The sequence below is a fragment of the Pseudomonas sp. NPDC087358 genome (genome assembly GCF_044900785.1).
Taxonomy (GTDB): Bacteria; Pseudomonadota; Gammaproteobacteria; order Pseudomonadales; family Pseudomonadaceae; genus Aquipseudomonas.
Genome location: NZ_JBJDOA010000014.1, coordinates 118,454 through 134,818, shown reverse-complemented (window position 1 = coordinate 134,818; position 16,365 = coordinate 118,454). Strand labels below are relative to the sequence as shown.

General features: G+C 60.5%; 17 protein-coding genes and 1 pseudogene. 11 read left to right on the top strand and 7 right to left on the bottom strand.

Features of this window, described 5'->3' with window-relative positions; all coding sequences use genetic code 11:
• Positions 1–33: 33 nt before the first annotated feature.
• Positions 34–792, bottom strand: coding sequence for a thioesterase II family protein (locus tag ACI2KS_RS25580; RefSeq protein WP_404623806.1), 759 nt, complete (start codon positions 790–792; stop codon positions 34–36).
• A 310-nt stretch (positions 793–1,102) separates the two neighbouring features.
• Here ACI2KS_RS25580 and ACI2KS_RS25575 point away from each other — a divergent pair, with 310 nt between their 5' ends.
• Entirely contained in the window at positions 1,103–1,678 is a 576-nt protein-coding gene (locus tag ACI2KS_RS25575) for an RNA polymerase factor sigma-70 (RefSeq protein WP_404623804.1), read from the top strand.
• Positions 1,679–1,769: 91 nt separating this feature from the next.
• On the opposite strand, the gene ACI2KS_RS25570 is transcribed toward ACI2KS_RS25575, so the two are convergent.
• From ACI2KS_RS25570 to ACI2KS_RS25555, 4 genes are all read right to left on the bottom strand, one after another.
• Positions 1,770–2,783 carry a GNAT family N-acetyltransferase gene (locus ACI2KS_RS25570; RefSeq protein WP_404623803.1) on the bottom strand — a complete coding sequence of 338 codons (1,014 nt, stop codon included), beginning with the start codon at positions 2,781–2,783 and terminating at the stop codon, positions 1,770–1,772.
• 134 nt (positions 2,784–2,917) lie between these two features.
• Positions 2,918–3,103, bottom strand: coding sequence for a hypothetical protein (locus ACI2KS_RS25565; protein WP_404623802.1), 186 nt, complete (start codon positions 3,101–3,103; stop codon positions 2,918–2,920).
• Between the two features lie 91 nt (positions 3,104–3,194).
• On the bottom strand, positions 3,195–4,121 hold the full coding sequence (locus tag ACI2KS_RS25560) for a Gfo/Idh/MocA family protein (RefSeq protein WP_404623801.1): 927 nt from the start codon (positions 4,119–4,121) through the stop codon (positions 3,195–3,197).
• Between the two features lie 69 nt (positions 4,122–4,190).
• Positions 4,191–5,378 carry a XylR family transcriptional regulator gene (locus ACI2KS_RS25555; RefSeq protein ID WP_404623800.1) on the bottom strand — a complete coding sequence of 396 codons (1,188 nt, stop codon included), beginning with the start codon at positions 5,376–5,378 and terminating at the stop codon, positions 4,191–4,193.
• Between the two features lie 162 nt (positions 5,379–5,540).
• On the opposite strand from ACI2KS_RS25555, the gene xylA reads away from it, so the two are divergent.
• From xylA to ACI2KS_RS25530, 5 genes are all read left to right on the top strand, one after another.
• Entirely contained in the window at positions 5,541–6,857 is a 1,317-nt protein-coding gene (xylA, locus tag ACI2KS_RS25550; protein ID WP_404623799.1) for a xylose isomerase, read from the top strand.
• A gap of 257 nt (positions 6,858–7,114) precedes the next feature.
• Positions 7,115–8,116: a D-xylose ABC transporter substrate-binding protein gene (gene xylF, locus ACI2KS_RS25545; RefSeq protein WP_404623798.1), complete on the top strand. Its 1,002-nt coding sequence runs from the start codon at positions 7,115–7,117 to the stop codon at positions 8,114–8,116.
• A gap of 146 nt (positions 8,117–8,262) precedes the next feature.
• Positions 8,263–9,837 carry a D-xylose ABC transporter ATP-binding protein gene (gene xylG / locus ACI2KS_RS25540; RefSeq protein WP_404623797.1) on the top strand — a complete coding sequence of 525 codons (1,575 nt, stop codon included), beginning with the start codon at positions 8,263–8,265 and terminating at the stop codon, positions 9,835–9,837.
• Complete coding sequence (locus tag ACI2KS_RS25535) at positions 9,834–10,970, top strand: sugar ABC transporter permease (protein WP_404623796.1); 1,137 nt, start codon at positions 9,834–9,836, stop codon at positions 10,968–10,970. Before xylG ends, ACI2KS_RS25535 begins: the two co-directional genes overlap by 4 nt.
• Before the next feature lie 441 nt (positions 10,971–11,411).
• A complete protein-coding gene (locus ACI2KS_RS25530) occupies positions 11,412–11,723 on the top strand; it encodes a helix-turn-helix domain-containing protein (RefSeq protein ID WP_404623795.1) in 312 nt (103 codons plus the stop codon).
• 1 nt (position 11,724) lies between these two features.
• Here ACI2KS_RS25530 and ACI2KS_RS25525 read toward each other — a convergent pair.
• A pseudogene (locus ACI2KS_RS25525) lies at positions 11,725–11,853 on the bottom strand (tRNA dihydrouridine(20/20a) synthase DusA); the annotation flags it as partial.
• Positions 11,854–12,136: 283 nt separating this feature from the next.
• On the opposite strand from ACI2KS_RS25525, the gene ACI2KS_RS25520 reads away from it, so the two are divergent.
• Positions 12,137–12,379 (top strand): CopG family ribbon-helix-helix protein, encoded by a 243-nt coding sequence (locus tag ACI2KS_RS25520; RefSeq protein ID WP_404623794.1) that lies wholly within the window; start codon positions 12,137–12,139, stop codon positions 12,377–12,379.
• Positions 12,369–12,653: a type II toxin-antitoxin system RelE/ParE family toxin gene (locus ACI2KS_RS25515; protein ID WP_404623793.1), complete on the top strand. Its 285-nt coding sequence runs from the start codon at positions 12,369–12,371 to the stop codon at positions 12,651–12,653. The genes ACI2KS_RS25520 and ACI2KS_RS25515 overlap by 11 nt, the downstream gene beginning before the upstream one ends.
• Positions 12,654–12,746: 93 nt before the next feature.
• On the opposite strand, the gene dusA is transcribed toward ACI2KS_RS25515, so the two are convergent.
• Positions 12,747–13,757 (bottom strand): tRNA dihydrouridine(20/20a) synthase DusA, encoded by a 1,011-nt coding sequence (gene dusA, locus ACI2KS_RS25510; RefSeq protein ID WP_404623792.1) that lies wholly within the window; start codon positions 13,755–13,757, stop codon positions 12,747–12,749.
• A gap of 634 nt (positions 13,758–14,391) precedes the next feature.
• Here dusA and ACI2KS_RS25505 point away from each other — a divergent pair.
• From ACI2KS_RS25505 to ACI2KS_RS25495, 3 genes are all read left to right on the top strand, one after another.
• A complete protein-coding gene (locus ACI2KS_RS25505) occupies positions 14,392–14,835 on the top strand; it encodes a CsgE family curli-type amyloid fiber assembly protein (protein WP_404623791.1) in 444 nt (147 codons plus the stop codon).
• An 11-nt stretch (positions 14,836–14,846) separates the two neighbouring features.
• A complete protein-coding gene (locus ACI2KS_RS25500) occupies positions 14,847–15,275 on the top strand; it encodes a curli assembly protein CsgF (protein WP_404623789.1) in 429 nt (142 codons plus the stop codon).
• A 68-nt stretch (positions 15,276–15,343) separates the two neighbouring features.
• Positions 15,344–16,360 carry a hypothetical protein gene (locus ACI2KS_RS25495; RefSeq protein WP_404623788.1) on the top strand — a complete coding sequence of 339 codons (1,017 nt, stop codon included), beginning with the start codon at positions 15,344–15,346 and terminating at the stop codon, positions 16,358–16,360.
• Positions 16,361–16,365: the final 5 nt, after the last annotated feature.

The window sequence follows — 16,365 nt, the reverse complement described above, 5'->3', positions numbered from 1 at the left end:
AATTGAGTGGATAACAAAGGCGCCCGCGCGGCTTTAACCGGCGGCTTGATCGAGCGGTCGGGCAACGCCGCTGCGCCAGCGCGCCAGATGCTCGTCGCAGTAGCGCCGCAGACAGCGCAGCAACGCGGGCTGCTGATCGATCAGGTAGAAGTGGTGGCCCTCGAACATGTCCAGCGAGAAACCGCTGCTGGTCTCTTCCTGCCAGTCGATCAGCTCGTCGACTCGCACCGCGTCCTGCTTGCCGCCGAAGACATGGATCGGCAGCGGCAGAGGCTCGCGCTTTCCATACTTGAAGCTGCCGCAGAGCAGAAAATCAGCGCGCAGGATGGGCAGCATCAGTGTCATCAGATCGGCGTTGGCCAGCGCCTCTTCGCAGGTGCCGCGCAGGGTGCGTAGACGCGAGAGCAGTTCTGCGTCCGGCTTCTCTACCACGTATTCGCTGACATCCCGGTGTGCAGGGCCGGCCGTGGCCGAGGTGAACAACGCCAGCGGCGCGGGCAGCCCACGGCGACGCAGCACATGCGCCAGCTCGTAAGCCAGCAGACCGCCGAGGCTGTGCCCGAACAAGGCATAGGGGGAATCGAGCTGAGCGCCGATTTCGTCGGCCAGTTGGTTGGCCAGTTGCAGCATGTCGCGCTGCAAGGGTTCGTTCATGCGCATGCCACGCCCCGGCAGCTCCAGCGGCTGCACGTGCAGCCATTGCGGCAAGTGACGGCGCCAACGGCTGTAGAACATGGCGCTGGCGCCTGAGTACGGAAGGCAGAACAAACGAAGCCCGCTGGATGTGGTCATGCCCGGCCACCCTGCTCGAAAACCATGTCGCCCTCCTCTCCCGATCCAGTCCTGGACCCCGACAAGTGTCGGGGGTCTGTCACAAAGGAACGGATGGCTGTGGCGAATAATTAGTCGGCCCGGGGCGGGAAAATCCGCGGTGATCCGTCCCAGCCAGGTGCAAGGATTGTGCGGGCGCACCAGGAAAGCTCACTGATTTCGTTTTGTAATTGACAATCATTATCATTGGTAATAATTTGTTGCACGTTGCGCAGGACGCCTTCACTTGGAGAGTGGGTCCTGTTACCTACTTCGCACTAAGGTGATTTCCATGTCGGAACAACTATCCACACGCCGGGGCGACTCACCACTTCTGCAAGCCTTCATCGACAACCGCACGATTCTGGTCAAGATCGCCGCACGGATCACCGGATGCCGATCGCGTGCCGAAGACGTCGTGCAGGATGCCTTCTTCCGTTTGCAGTCAGCGCCGCAGATCACCTCTTCCTTCAAGGCCCAGCTGAGCTACCTGTTCCAGATCGTGCGCAACCTGGCGATTGATCACTACCGCAAGCAGGCATTGGAGCTCAAGTACTCGGGGCCTGAAGAAGAGGGATTGAATGTGGTCATTCACGGCGCATCACCGGAGACCTCGCACATCAACTTCTCCGCGCTGGAATCCATTGCCGATGCGCTGACCGAACTGCCCGAGCGCACCCGCTACGCCTTCGAGATGTATCGCTTGCATGGCGTACCGCAAAAGGACATCGCCAAGACCCTCGGTGTGTCGCCGACCCTGGTCAACTTCATGATTCGCGACGCGCTGGTTCACTGCCGCAAGGTCTCGGGCAACCGCGCCGACAGTTTCGCCGCACGCCCGGCCGCCGCCGAGCAACGCCGGGCATAAGATCACACCGGTACTCAGGTATACCGCCCTCGCCGGGCGGCTGCCCAAGTGACGCCGGGCATCCACCAACAGCCCGCTCCTGCCACCTTGCTCAACGCAGGGAGCAGCGATCAAAAAAACGTTCCCGCCCCAGAATCATCAACGCCGCGCGCTTGTGCGGGAAGTCGAACTCCTTTTCACAGTGGAAGCACTGGTTGTGCATGTGGCCGATCATGCGCTGGTTGTCGGCACGCGGCTCGGCGACCACGCGCTGGGTGCGTGGGTCATCGAGAAACAGGTAGTGCACCAGCGCCGACAACCAGCTGGCCACTTTGTGACTGCCGCGATGATGTTCCTCGCCCACCAGCATATGAATGCCGCGGTCGTAATCACCGGCGTCGCAGAACGGCGCAATGCGGTCCTCCCTGGCCCAGTACGCCTCGAAATAGGCAAACGGCTCATCATCGAAACAACCGATCAGGGTCAGGGTGTGAGGGTCGGCTTCAAGCTTGCTCAGGTATTGGCGGTGCTGTTGCAAGCTGCCGTCTTCCTGCCAGAACGCCGAAACCCTGGGGTTGTTCTGCCAACGGTTGAAGCGCTCAAGATCACCTTCCACCTCGACCGTGCGCAGCGAAACCCAGGCGCCCAGCCGCGCATCGAAGCGCCGGTACACCTGGCCGCGAGGCTTGGGGGCGCGCAACGGATGGCGCTTGCCGTCGGTGATCGCCATCTGTTGCGGGTAGACACCGCTGAACGACTCGCCCAGCCAGGGCTGCGGCAGTTGCCAGAACAGGGTGCGCTCGCAGCGGTATTGACCCGGCTGCGCATCGGCCATCAGCAGCCCGCTGCGCAGGGCCTGTTCAGGGGGTTGTGCCAGCGTCCAGATCAGTCGCTGACAGGCGCCGTCGCGGGCGAACAGCCAGTAACAGGCTGCCCACAATGCGCGGGCGTCAGGCTCGGCGCGCGGATCCTGCAAGGCCAGATGCAGGTCAACGCCGCGCGCCAGCGTGAGCTGAATCAACGGTTGCCCCTCCAGCACCAGGCTCAGACGACTATCGGTTTGATCGGCGCCCAGTGGGCGGCCCGATGGCAGTGGCAATGACGTCAGATCGTGCAGGGTGGACATGGAGGCGCTCACGTAATCGATATGGGTTGTAAACAGGACGTGAGCAGACGGTGCAAATTTAGCGTCGGGCACGATCGGACAGCGGCGGGTGAATCCCCCCAGAGACCACGGCGTGCGCGGATAAGCCTTATGTATCAATGTGATCGATAGTGAAAATAGCGCTGGCCGCTGTTCATTTTCCGCTGCCGGACAGGGATCATGGCGCCTTCTTTCATTTCAAGGCCCGACCCCATGTCCATCAACATGACCCTGCTGCTGATGCTGATCGTATCGTTTTCAATCGCGCTGGCAGGCGTCGGCCATTTCTGATCCGCCGCCATCGGCACCGCTCCCGGTGGCTGAGTGCAGCCCCGACGCCGCACTCCTGACCCACCGCTGACAGCCTTGCCCGCCGCCCTTCAATTCATCGATTCACTCATGAAACTCGGCGACGGTCTGCTTGCTGCCGACAAAAAAACTGTCGGCGACGATGCGCAACGGCTGCAGATCGAGATCGCTGCGTTTGTCGGCGATCAACTGCGCAAAATGCCGGTACATCGCCGGGTATTCGCCCTCCTCCGATACGCCCTGCGCCACGCCATCGATGCTGACCTGCGCGCCGCCGCCATCCAGACGCATCATGCCTTCGTCACACTGCAGCTCGATGCGCCACAGTTCGTTGTCGCTGTGATCGAAATCGAACTCGGCCAGCACCTCTACCTGCTCGGCGCTGAGGATGTTCAAGGATGCGGCGATTGGCGACTGGCAATTGCCCGGCACGCTCAAGCTGGCGGACTCGACGAACAAGGCGCCTGGCAGCAGATCGGTGACGATGGACAAGGCGTTGATGCCCGGATCGAACACCCCCAGCCCCCCCGCCTGCCAGATCCAGGTCTGCCCCGGATGCCACTTGCGCACCTGCTCCTTCCAGTCGACGCGCACCTGTTTCAGGGTCTTGCCCGCCAGCCACTGTTTTGCGTTGAAGACGCCGGGCGCAAAACGCGAATGCCAGGCGAACAAGCCGCTGACGCCGGCCTGCTGCACGTGTTCGATCAGCGACATGGCTTCGCCCAGCGTTGAGCACGGTGGTTTTTCCACCAATACATGCTTGCCGGCTTGCAGCGCTTGCCGAACCAGCGCGAAGCGGCCCTGGGGCGGGGTGCAGAAGGCGATGGCGTCGACCTGCGGACCTTCGGCCAACAGCTCGGCCAGCGAGCCGAAGTTGGCGACGCCCGGGCAGTGCGGGCCCAGCGTGGCGACGGCCACCAGCTCGAACTGCGGGTTGGCGCGGATCGCCGGTACATGCTGGTCCTGAGCGATCTTGCCGTAACCCACCAGCCCTAAACGAATCGGATGCATCGATGACTCCTGTGATGTTGTCGTTGTTCTGTACAGGTGCGCCCCGAGAGGTAGCGCCCCGAAGATTAATCAATGAACCGGCGCGCCAGCATCGTGCTGGTATTGGCGCGGCGTGCAGCCGAACTCGCGGCGAAATACGGTGTGCAGGTACTGCGCCGATTTGAAGCCGCAATTTTGCGCAATGTCGGCGATGGCCGAATCGGACTGTTCCAGCCGCAGCGCAGCAGCGGCCAGTTTGAAGCGCAGGATCTCGTCATGGACGCTGCAGCCACGCTCCTTGCGAAAATGCGATTCCAGCGATGAGCGCGATATGCCGACATAGCCCGCCACTTGCGCGGTCTTGATGCCCTGGCAGGCGTACTGACGAATGAAGTGCAGGGCCTGCATCACGTACGGATTGCCCAGCGGCTGATGCAGACTGGACGCCTGCACGTTGATCGCCTCGGGCGGCACCAGGATCTGCTGGGTGGTCGAGGGCATGCCGTGGAGCATCTGGTGCAGCAGGTGCGCGGCCATCCGGCCCATGCTTTGCGTGCCCTGGATCACCGAACTCAACGGCACACGGGTCAAGGTGCGGGTCAGTGGATCGTTGTCGATGCCGATCAACGCCACCTGCTCCGGCACCGCGATGCCTGCCGTCAGGCATGCCTGCAGCAGCTGCCGGGCGCGCGCATCGCTGACCGCAATGATACCGATGGGTTTGGGCAGGCTGTGCAACCAGGCGATCTGCTGCTCCACGGCGCTGTCCCACAACGGCGCGCTGGTACTCAGGCCGCGATAGACCTCACCCTGCAGGCCATCGCGCTTCAACAGTCGACGAAAGGCTTTTTCCCGCTCCTGGGCCCAACGATTGCTCTGCGCTTCAGGGAGGCTGAAGCAGGCGAAACGGGTCAGACCGGCTTCGATCAGGTGCTGGTAGGCCAGCTTGATCAGGGCAACGTTGTCGGTGGCCACGTAGGGAATGTGCTGCGGATAGTCGCGCTCGTCTGCGTACGATCCGCCCACCGCCACCACCGGCAATTTGCTGCCGGCCAGTGCCTGGCCAATCAGCGGGTCGTCGAAGTCGGCAATGATGCCGTCGCCCTGCCAGCGCTCGATGCCTTTGAGACGGCAGAGGAAATCCTCCTCAAGGAACAGATCCCAGGATGCGCGCGTGCTGCTCAGGTAATTGCCGATGCCAGTGATGATGCCGCGATCGTAGATCTTGCCGCCGTTGAACAGCAGCGCGATACGGTGAACGGGCGGGACGGTTTTCATTGTTTTTTTCCCCGAACCTGTAACCAGGTGGGCACAGACTAGGCCTGCTCAGGGCGAATCTCAATACTCAAAATCGAACACCGACTTGGTGATTTTCATAATTTTGCATAGCAAGGCCGTTGCTAGTATCGGGACACAGCCCAGAAGAATAAGGAAACCCCGATGCCCTGCTTCCCCGACATCGACAAGATTCGCTACGAAGGCCCCGAGAGCCAATCGCCTCTTGCCTTTCGCCACTACGATGCCGACAAAGTCATTCTCGGCAAACCGATGCGCGAGCACCTGCGCATGGCCGCCTGCTACTGGCACACCTTCGTCTGGCCGGGTGCCGACATGTTCGGCGTCGGCACCTTCAAGCGTCCGTGGATCAAACCTGGCGATGCGCTGGACGTGGCGCGTCTGAAGGCCGACGCCGCGTTCGAGTTCTTTTCCAAGCTGGGCATCGATTACTACAGCTTCCACGACACCGACGTGGCGCCGGAGGGTGCGAGCCTCAAGGAATACACCCACAACTTTGCGCACATGGTTGATGAGCTCGAACGCCATCAGGAGCACAGCGGTATCCAGCTGCTGTGGGGCACCGCCAACTGCTTCAGCAACCCGCGCTTTGCCGCCGGCGCGGCGAGCAATCCGGACCCGCAGGTATTCGCCTTCGCCGCAGCCCAGGTGTTCAACGCGATGAACGCCACCCAGCGCCTCAACGGTGCCAACTACGTGCTGTGGGGCGGCCGTGAAGGCTACGAAACGCTGCTCAACACCGACCTCAAGCGTGAGCGCGAACAGCTGGGGCGCTTCATGCGCATGGTGGTGGAGCACAAACACAAGATCGGCTTCAAGGGCGACCTGCTGATCGAGCCCAAGCCACAGGAGCCGACCAAGCACCAGTACGATTACGACAGCGCCACGGTGTTCGGTTTCCTGCAGCAGTTCGGGCTGGAGAAGGAGATCAAGGTCAATATCGAGGCCAACCACGCCACCCTCGCCGGCCACAGCTTCCATCATGAAATCGCCACGGCCGCCTCCCTGGGCATCTTTGGCAGCATCGACGCCAACCGCGGCGATCCGCAGAACGGCTGGGACACCGATCAATTCCCCAACAGCGTCGAAGAGCTGACCCTGGCCACGTACGAGATCCTCAAGGCCGGCGGATTCAAGAACGGTGGTTTCAATTTCGATTCCAAGGTGCGTCGTCAGAGCCTGGATGAAGTGGACCTGTTTTACGGTCATGTCGCAGCCATGGATGTGCTGGCGCTGGCCCTTGAGCGTGCGGCCGCGATGATCCAGAACGATGTGCTCGGCCAGTTCAAGGCCCAGCGCTACGCCGGCTGGGACCAGCCATTCGGCCAGGCCGTGCTGTCCGGCGATTTCAGCCTCCAGTCGCTGGCCCAGCACGCGCTGGATCATGAGTTCGACCCACAGGCGGTCAGTGGCCGACAGGAAATGCTCGAGGGGGTGGTGAACCGATTCATTTATCCATAAGACCAAGCTCCATGGCCTGATCAAACGGTGGGAGCCGGCTTGCTGGCGAAAAAGGTGTGTCAGTCACCCGCATCAGCGACTGACCCGACGCACTCGCCAGCAAGCCGGGTCCCACAACGGCGTTTTTGCCAATCCACGGCGGTTACATTCTCGCGACAATTCGTTGCTCGCCACGCCCGGCGAGTATCTACAGTTTCACCGGCTACACGAACACGCTCAGGAAGTGCCTCTAAACAACAATAAAAGGACGCACCACAATGAAGAACCTGAAAACCACCTTGCTTGCCAGCGCTCTGGCCCTGCTCAGCCTGCCGGTGATGGCCGATTCGGCACATCCGAAAATCGGCTTTTCCATCGACGACTTGCGCCTGGAGCGCTGGTCACGGGACCGCGACTACTTCGTCGCGGCCGCCGAGAAGATGGACGCCAAAGTCTTCGTCCAGTCGGCCGACGCCAACGAGCAGAAACAGATTTCGCAGATTGAAAACCTCATCTCCCGCGGCGTCGACGTGATTGTCATCGTGCCGTTCAACGCCACCGTGCTGACCAACGCCGTCGCCGAAGCCAAGAAAGCCGGGATCAAGGTGGTCTCCTATGACCGGCTGATTCTGAACGCCGACATCGATGCCTATATTTCCTTCGATAACGAAAAAGTCGGCGAGATGCAGGCCTCAGGCGTGTTGAAGGCTCAACCCAAGGGCAATTACTTCCTGCTCGGCGGCGCGCCGACCGACAACAACGCCAAAGTGCTGCGCGAGGGCCAGATGAAGGTGCTGCAGCCGGCCATCGACAAAGGCGACATCAAGATTGTCGGCCAGCAATGGGTCAAGGAATGGAACCCGACCGAAGCGCTGAGCATCGTCGAAAACGCCCTGACCAAGAACGGCAACAAGATCGACGGCATTGTTGCCTCCAACGACGCCACCGCCGGTGGCGCGATCCAGGCGCTGGCCGCGCAGAAACTGGCCGGCAAAGTCCCCATCTCGGGTCAGGATGCGGACCTGGCTGCGGTCAAGCGGGTGATCGACGGCACCCAGACCATGACCGTCTACAAGCCGCTGAAACTGATCGCCTCGCAAGCGGCCAAGCTCTCAGTGCAACTGGCGCGCAATGAGAAACCGGCGTTCAGTTCGCAATATGACAACGGCACGAAAAAGGTCGACACCATCCTCCTGACCCCGACCCCCTTGACCAAGGACAACATCGATCTGTTGGAGAAGGACGGGTTCTACACCAAGGATCAGATTGCCGGGAAATGATCAGCGCTGGACGGGCTGCCTGCATCGGTGAAATCAAAGGCTAAACCGATCCGTAGCAGTCCGGCGTGCCGGCGGTGGCGATACCAAGAATGTCACCGCCGGCAAGCCGGACTGCTACGGGTCCGCGTTATCTGGAATACCCCGCAATGTCCGATTACCTGCTGCAAATGAACGGCATCGTTAAATCCTTTGGCGGCGTGAAGGCCCTCAACGGCATCGATATAAAGGTCCGGCCCGGTGAGTGCGTGGGTCTGTGTGGCGAGAACGGCGCCGGCAAATCGACGCTGATGAAAGTGCTCTCGGCGGTCTACCCCTACGGCACCTGGGACGGTGAAATCCTCTGGGACGGTCAGCTGCTCAAGGCCCAGTCCATCAGCGAAACCGAAGCCGCCGGGATCGTCATCATCCATCAGGAACTGACCCTGGTCCCCGACCTGTCGGTGGCCGAAAACATCTTCATGGGCCACGAACTGACCCTGCCCGGCGGCCGCATGAATTACCCGGCGATGATCCACCGCGCCGAAGCCCTGATGCGCGAACTCAAAGTGCCGGACATGAATGTCTCGCTGCCGGTTTCGCAATATGGCGGCGGTTACCAGCAACTGGTGGAGATCGCCAAGGCCCTGAACAAACAGGCGCGCCTGCTGATTCTCGACGAGCCCTCCTCGGCCCTGACCCGTTCGGAAATCGAGGTGTTGCTGGACATCATCCGCGACCTCAAGGCCAAGGGCGTGGCCTGCGTCTACATTTCGCACAAACTCGATGAAGTGGCGGCGGTCTGCGACACCATTTCGGTGATCCGCGACGGCAAACACATCGCGACCACGGCCATGGCCGAGATGGACATCCCCAGGATCATCACGCAGATGGTCGGTCGTGAAATGAGCAACCTCTATCCCACCGAGCCGCACGCTGTCGGCGAGGTGATTTTCGAGGCGCGCCATGTCACCTGCTACGACGTCGATAACCCCAGGCGCAAGCGCGTGGACGACATTTCGTTCGTGCTCAGGCGCGGCGAGATCCTCGGCATCGCCGGGCTGGTCGGCGCCGGTCGCACGGAATTGGTGTCAGCGCTGTTCGGCGCCTATCCGGGACGCCACGAAGGTGAAGTCTGGCTCGATGGCCAGATGATTGACACGCGCACCCCGCTCAAATCAATCCGCGCTGGCGTGTGCATGGTGCCGGAAGACCGCAAGCGTCAGGGCATCATTCCGGACCTGGGGGTCGGCCAGAATATCACCCTGGCAGTGCTCGACAGTTTTTCGCACCTCACGCGCATCGACGCCGAAGCGGAACTGGGCAGTATCGATAAGGAAATCGCGCGCATGCACCTGAAAACCGCAAGCCCGTTTTTGCCCATCACCAGCCTCTCGGGTGGCAATCAGCAAAAGGCGGTGCTGGCAAAAATGCTGCTGACCCGCCCCCGGGTGCTGATTCTCGATGAGCCCACCCGCGGCGTTGATGTCGGCGCCAAGTACGAGATCTACAAACTGATGGGCGCGCTGGCGGCCAGCGGCGTGTCGATCATCATGGTGTCCTCGGAGCTGGCCGAAGTGCTGGGCGTTTCCGACCGTGTGCTGGTGATCGGCGAAGGCCGGTTGCGCGGCGACTTCATCAATCAGGACCTGACCCAGGAACAGGTACTCGCCGCCGCCCTCAGCCAGGGCGACGGACATGACAATAAAAATCGGCCAGGTGTTGTGGGAGCAGCGCGTCAATGAATCAGGTCAAACAATTGTTCACACGCTACAAGATGCTCGCGCTGGTGATCGCCATTGGCCTGATCTGGCTGTTTTTCAGCTGGCAGACCGAAGGCGGCTTCCTGACCCCGCGCAACCTGTCCAACCTGCTGCGGCAGATGTCCATCACCGGGATTTTGGCCTGCGGCATGGTGTTGGTGATCATCAGTGGCGAGATCGATCTGTCGGTGGGCTCGTTGCTTGGATTGCTGGGCGGCGTTGCCGCGATTCTCGACGTGGTCTATCACCTGCCGCTGCCGCTGAATCTTGCGCTGGTGGCGCTGTGCGGGCTGTTGATCGGCCTGGCCAACGGCTGCATGACCGCCTACCTGCGCATTCCTTCATTCATCGTCGGCCTGGGCGGCATGCTGGCGTTTCGCGGCATCCTGCTGGGCATCACCGGCGGCACCACCATCGCCCCGGTTTCCCCCGAGTTGGTCTATGTCGGTCAGGGATACCTGCCGCCACTGGTCGGCGTGACGCTTGGCGTGCTGCTGTTCGCGTTGACCCTGTTCCTGACCTGGCGCCAGCGCCACAACCGCGCCTTGCATGGCCTGATCGCGCACTCGCTGGCGCGCGATGCACTGCGCGTGGTGGCGATCGGCGCGGTACTCGCCGGTTTCGTCTATACCCTCAACAGCTACGACGGCATTCCGGTACCGGTGTTGCTGCTGTTGGTGTTGCTGGGCGTGTTCAGCTACATCACCAGCCAGACCGTGTTCGGCCGGCGCATCTATTCGGTGGGCAGCAACATGGAAGCCACGCGTCTGTCGGGGATCAACGTACAGGCGGTGAAGCTGTGGATCTTCGGCATCATGGGGGTAATGTGCGCCCTGGCCGGGCTGGTCAACACCGCGCGCCTGGCGGCGGGGTCGCCGTCCGCCGGCAACATGGGCGAACTTGACGCCATCGCCGCGTGCTTCATCGGCGGCACCTCCATGCGCGGAGGCTCCGGCACGGTCTACGGCGCGCTGCTTGGCGCACTGGTCATCACCAGCCTGGACAACGGCATGTCGATGCTCGACGTCGACAGCTACTGGCAGATGATCGTCAAGGGCAGCATCCTGGTGCTGGCCGTGTGGGTGGATGTGAGCACGCGAAGCGGACGGCGCTGAAAAGTCGATAGCCGATGGGTTGCTGGCGGGGCGATTGAAGACGCCACCGCCTGCAGGCCGGACTCACTGAGCGGCACGAGAAGCGCGACGCACAAGACGTTGCCTGCCATACGTCAAAGACGTATCGTCGCGCCATGCTGACGATCATCGAATCCCCTCTATTTTCCAGGCTATGGCCTGACTACTGGACTGAAGCAGAACGTGGTGCGTTCATGTCCTAGCTTGCGAACAATCCGGATGCTGGTGCTGTGATACCCGGCTCGGATGGCTGCCGGAAGGTTCGCTGGAGTACCGAAGGCAAAGGCAAGAGTGGCGCTGTAAGAGTTATCTATACCGCCCAGCTTGCAAGCGGTGCGCTGGTGGCATTGCTGATCTACGGCAAAGGCGCTACCGAAAACATACCTGCGCATGTGCTGCGCAAAATCGCCAAGGAGCTTAATCATGCCCCTGACTGAAAACGAATTGATCGAACGTGACGCCAAACGCAACCTGGGGGAAGAACTTCTGCAGTCAATCCAGGACGTGAAAGCCGGACGGCATGGCGCAGTCCATCACGTCCAGGTAACCGAGGCCGCCGAAGCGCGAAGCAAGACCGGGCTTTCCCAGCCAAGGTTTGCGGAACTGCTGGGAGTATCTGTCCGCACGCTGCAGGAATGGGAGCAAGGCCGCCGCGCACCCTCTGGAGCCGCTCGCTCTTTGCTGCATATCGCAGCCTTGCGGCCAGATGTTTTCTGGGATGTACTGGCAGGCTGACTCAACGCCCCTCCAGCAACTCCCCCGCCTTGTCCAGCAGCCCTAGCGGGTCGTCGGTCTTGTGGATGTCCACCGAGAGCAACTGACGGAATTTGCGTGCGCCGGGGAAGCCGGTGCCAAGGCCCAGCACACTCGTGACCGACAGCTTGGCTCAGAGTCTCATGAGGCGGTTGTGGGGCCGATGATGGATGGGAACTACCCGCACTGCCGTGCGCCAAAAACTGACGGTTGGCCCCTCAGACCGCGCTGAGCAGGCAGCGCCGCCAGCGTTGAGGCTGATTTGCTTACAAGCGGCCAACGCCAACAGAACGGGTGCAGGCCTTGATCCAATATCCGGCGACAACCTGTGGATTCGCCGGGGCATGTGTCGGTGTAAGATGGCCGCTGTCTACTTCACAAGTCGAGGCTGAACAATGCCCGGAATATCCCTGAATCTGCCGGAAGACATGTCGAATTCCCTTGCCGAGCTCGCCAAAAACAACGGCCAAAGCGCAAGCTACCTGGCGATGGATATTCTTCGGGATTACATCGAGCACGAAACTCATCTCACTGCACAAATCGAACTCGCCGTTAAGCAAGCAGACGAAGGCAGGTTCGCCAGCGATGAGCAGGTAGCGGCAATCCGGGCCCGGCGCTGGGGTCGGGATGCGGGTTGAATGGCTCGAAATCGCCCTCAAGAACCTGGAAGACGAAGCCAGCTATATTGCTCTCGAAAACCCCGCAGCGGCTGACGATTTTTCAGACGCCATCTTTGCCAGCGTAGAGAAACTGGCTTTATTTCCGTCCATTGGTCGCGAAGGTCGGGTCAAGAACACGCGCGAATGGGTGGTGCCTGGCTGGTCCTACCTGATCCCCTACCGCCTGAGCGGTAACCGCCTGCAGATTCTGGGCGTGTTCCATACACGGCAACGTCCACGCGCCAAGTGGTAGCGCCCGGTCCCTGATCAGAGCCCCCCGTCTGCGCGCATTCGCTAGAAGCATTGTTTTCCAACGCGCTGTTGACCTTGGTGGAGAAGGGCTGACTCACCGCCCCTCCAGCAACTCCCCCGCCTTGTCCAGCAGCCCTAGCGGGTCGTCGGTCTTGTGGATGTCCACCGAGAGCAACTGACGGAATTTGCGTGCGCCGGGGAAGCCGGTGCCAAGGCCCAGCACGTGGCGGGTGATGTGGTGCATCGAGCCGCCGTCGCGCAGGTGTGCCTCTACGTAGGGTCGCAGCTGTGCCAGCGACTGTGATCGAGTGATCGCGGGCTCGCTGCCGCCGAACAGTTCGCGATCCACTTCGGCCAGCAGGTACGGGTTGTGATACGCCTCGCGGCCCAGCATTACACCGTCGAAGGTCTTCAGGTGTTCCTGGCATTGCTCCAGGGTCTTGATGCCACCGTTGAGGATGAACTGCAGATCCGGGAAGTCCTCCTTGAGCCGTGCCGCGACTTCATAGCGCAACGGAGGAATGTCACGGTTCTCCTTGGGCGACAGGCCTTCAAGAATGGCGATACGGGCGTGCACGGTGAAGCTGGTGCAGCCGGCGTCACGCACCGTGCCGACGAATTCACACAACTGTTCGTAGCTGTCGCGGCCGTTGATGCCGATGCGGTGCTTGACCGTCACCGGGATCGACACCGCGTCGCGCATGGCCTTGACGCAATCGGCGACCAGTTGCGGGTGGCCCATCAGCACCGCGCCGATCATGTTGTTCTGCACCCGATCACTGGGGCAGCCCACATTGAGGTTGACCTCGTCGTAACCTGCCGCCTGTGCCAGACGGGCGCTGGCGGCCAGATCCGCCGCATTGCTGCCACCCAGTTGCAGCGCCAGGGGATGTTCGTTCTGGTCGTGACGCAAAAAGCGCTCACTGTCGCCATGCAGCAAGGCGCCGGTGGTGACCATCTCGGTGTACAGCAGCGCATTCTTCGACAGCAGGCGCAGGAAGAACCGGCAATGGCGGTCAGTCCAGTCCATCATGGGGGCCACGGAAAAGCGCCGCGACGGTTCGGCTGGCTGGCTGGCGGTAGCGGGAGCAGGGATTGGCAACATGTGGGCGGTCGGGCGGGTCAGTCGTAATGGGCGCGTAGTCTAGCAGCTTGGGTCATCAAGCTGTAGCCGAGCCAGGCTGTCCGATCACCGCAGACTGGCGAACAACTGCTGATCGGTGCCGCTGTTTTCAAAAAGCCCGGATAGTGAAGTGTCAATTCTGAACTAACACTTTGAAGCACTATCGACTATCAAACAGCGCACAGACGGAAAAATAACTTTCAAACACATCCACCCTGACCCGTTAATCCCAAGATTCACTACAGGCCAACTTTATGACTTTGCGGGCCGAACCGATGATGTCGAGTCGAGTGCCAGGCCAGTACCGGCATGAACCATAAATAACTGACTGCAATGGCGCCCGTTATCTACGCCTGAGGGAATATTGACGCCATGATACCGCCTGCCCGCTGACTTGAGCGCGTTAAAACCCGATTAGAACATAGAATAACGTCAATGTAAGATTTTGACGCCAGTGTTTTGCATCAGATTTGATTGGCAATCTATCGAAAAATCCAACTTGGACTGCTACAAATTGGCGCCAATAAATAACTAAATTAATTTTTAGTTTTGTAATGGCAAAGAGGAATTATTGAGATATAACAATAACCACATCTGTAACAACGACCTTACAAACATGACGAATTCACGAGCATTAAGTGTCTTGTTTCTGCAACTTTGCGTGGCGTCGAGCCTGTCTGCTCAACCGAGCGTGAACACTTCGCCAACGGTTGATCAACATCGAACGCTTAATCGCCGCGACGTGGGCGGGATTGTAATTGGCCAGACCATGACCCTGGCGGGCCGGGCATTTTATGACAGTTTCGCCAGTGCCTGGCGCGACAAGGATGAAGAAGGGACTTTCACCGTGGCGATCAGTGAGCGCCCCACCGCGCGCCTGGGCAGTCAGGTGTTTGTCGATTATGGGAACCGTCGCCTGTTCCAGATGTTTCTGCCCCCCAACCGCACATTGATTCCCGCTATCGGTGCCGATGCGGCGGCCCAGGTGTATCAGGCGATTCTCGACTATCAACTCGCACAATTCTTTGGCGACCCGGACCTGGGACGCGATGAGCTATGAAAGGTATCGATATGCAGCGTATGTCTCTGGCAGTAGTGGGCCTGGCGCTAGTGGCCGGCGTATTCATGAGCGCAAACGCCAGTGAGCTGGCTTATGTCCCCAATAACCCTTCATTCGGTGGCAACCCGTTGAACGGCCCGGTGCTGTTGAACCAGGCCCAGGCGCAGAACCACTTCACTGAAAAGTCGTCGTCCTCTTCGGCATCCGGTCAGACCGCGCTCACCCAATTCAACAGCATGTTGCAGAGCGCCATTCTCAGCCGAGTGTCGTCGGCGGTGACGTCCAGCATCGTTGGCGCCAACGGCCAACTGGTCCCGGGGATTGTTGAAACCACAGACTTCCGTATCGCGATCACCAATCTTCAAGGCGGTCTGCTGCAGATTGTCACCACGGACAAGAACACTGGCCAGACCACCCAGTTTCAAGTGAATCAACCGTAGTACCCGCTGTAAAAACTTATTGCAACACCCAACCTAAAGTACAAAAAAACTGAAAAAGGAAGATCAACATGTACGCACGTAAATCCCTTCTGTCGCTCGCTGTTCTGGTCGCAATGTCTGGCGCGGCCATGGCTGACAACAGCACTGTCAACACCGCTCAAGACGGCTCCAGCAACATTCTGAACGTTGACCAGCAAGGCGCGTCCGGCTCTACCGTCAACATCAACCAGAATGGCGGTCGCAACAACGCCGGCAGTTTGCCTGGCTTCTTTTCCGCCGGTACGCCCGTCAGTCAGACCGCGACCAACAGCACCCTGAACATCAATCAGGACGGTTTCTATAACAGCGCCGCGGCCAAACAGGCCGGCAACAACAACACCGCAGCCATCAGCCAGACTGGCGGCGGCAGCCCTCTGGGACAAGTGGCGACACTGGACCAGTCGGGCAGCTACAGCACTGCAACCATTGGCCAGGATGGCAACAGCCGCACCAGCGCCAGCATCACCCAGGGCGGCGGCAGCAATAACACCGCCAGCACTTCGCAGAGCGGCAACAGCACCATCATCGGCGCGAGCATCACTCAGTCGGGCAGCTACAACCTGGCCGGCGTCTCGCAGCAGAACAATAACAACACAGTCACCGGCGGCGTGGCCCAGGCAGGCAATGGCAACACCGGTTCCGTGTCGCAGCAGTACAACCATAATCTGGTGACCGCCAACCTGCAGCAGACCGGCAACAACAACTTGGGCTCCATTCAGCAGACCGGCACCAGCTACAGCTCGGCCAGCGCCAAACAACGCGGCGACTTCAACACCGCCAGTCTTTATCAGAATGGCAGCACGCTGAGCGCGGACGTGCAACAACGTGGCAACAACAACTACGCCTCCAGCAACCAGACCGGCAGCCTGAACGAAGAGACCCTGCTGCAGAACGGCAACAACAACCGCGCAGTGGTCAGCCAGAGCGGCAACGGCGGGTTCCTGGCCGCCAACGTCGTCGGCCTGACCCAGACCGGCAACAACATGACCGCCAACGTCACCCAGACTGGCGGCAGCGGCAACGTGGCAGCGATCTACCAACACTAAGATGC

Bases quoted from the DNA above. Each gene is read 5' to 3' on its own strand.
- ACI2KS_RS25560 (WP_404623801.1), bottom strand. From the start codon at position 4,121: ATGCATCCGATTCGTTTAGGGCTGGTGGGTTACGGCAAGATCGCTCAG.
- ACI2KS_RS25530 (WP_404623795.1), top strand. From the start codon at position 11,412: ATGCCCCTGACTGAAAACGAATTGATCGAACGTGACGCCAAACGCAAC.
- xylA (WP_404623799.1), top strand. From the start codon at position 5,541: ATGCCCTGCTTCCCCGACATCGACAAGATTCGCTACGAAGGCCCCGAG.
- ACI2KS_RS25520 (WP_404623794.1), top strand. From the start codon at position 12,137: ATGCCCGGAATATCCCTGAATCTGCCGGAAGACATGTCGAATTCCCTT.
- xylG (WP_404623797.1), top strand. From the start codon at position 8,263: ATGTCCGATTACCTGCTGCAAATGAACGGCATCGTTAAATCCTTTGGC.
- ACI2KS_RS25580 (WP_404623806.1), bottom strand. From the start codon at position 792: ATGACCACATCCAGCGGGCTTCGTTTGTTCTGCCTTCCGTACTCAGGC.
- ACI2KS_RS25575 (WP_404623804.1), top strand. From the start codon at position 1,103: ATGTCGGAACAACTATCCACACGCCGGGGCGACTCACCACTTCTGCAA.
- ACI2KS_RS25570 (WP_404623803.1), bottom strand. From the start codon at position 2,783: ATGTCCACCCTGCACGATCTGACGTCATTGCCACTGCCATCGGGCCGC.
- ACI2KS_RS25555 (WP_404623800.1), bottom strand. From the start codon at position 5,378: ATGAAAACCGTCCCGCCCGTTCACCGTATCGCGCTGCTGTTCAACGGC.
- ACI2KS_RS25565 (WP_404623802.1), bottom strand. From the start codon at position 3,103: ATGGCGGCGGATCAGAAATGGCCGACGCCTGCCAGCGCGATTGAAAAC.
- ACI2KS_RS25500 (WP_404623789.1), top strand. From the start codon at position 14,847: ATGCAGCGTATGTCTCTGGCAGTAGTGGGCCTGGCGCTAGTGGCCGGC.
- ACI2KS_RS25515 (WP_404623793.1), top strand. From the start codon at position 12,369: ATGCGGGTTGAATGGCTCGAAATCGCCCTCAAGAACCTGGAAGACGAA.
- xylF (WP_404623798.1), top strand. From the start codon at position 7,115: ATGAAGAACCTGAAAACCACCTTGCTTGCCAGCGCTCTGGCCCTGCTC.
- dusA (WP_404623792.1), bottom strand. From the start codon at position 13,757: ATGTTGCCAATCCCTGCTCCCGCTACCGCCAGCCAGCCAGCCGAACCG.
- ACI2KS_RS25535 (WP_404623796.1), top strand. From the start codon at position 9,834: ATGAATCAGGTCAAACAATTGTTCACACGCTACAAGATGCTCGCGCTG.
- ACI2KS_RS25495 (WP_404623788.1), top strand. From the start codon at position 15,344: ATGTACGCACGTAAATCCCTTCTGTCGCTCGCTGTTCTGGTCGCAATG.
- ACI2KS_RS25505 (WP_404623791.1), top strand. From the start codon at position 14,392: ATGACGAATTCACGAGCATTAAGTGTCTTGTTTCTGCAACTTTGCGTG.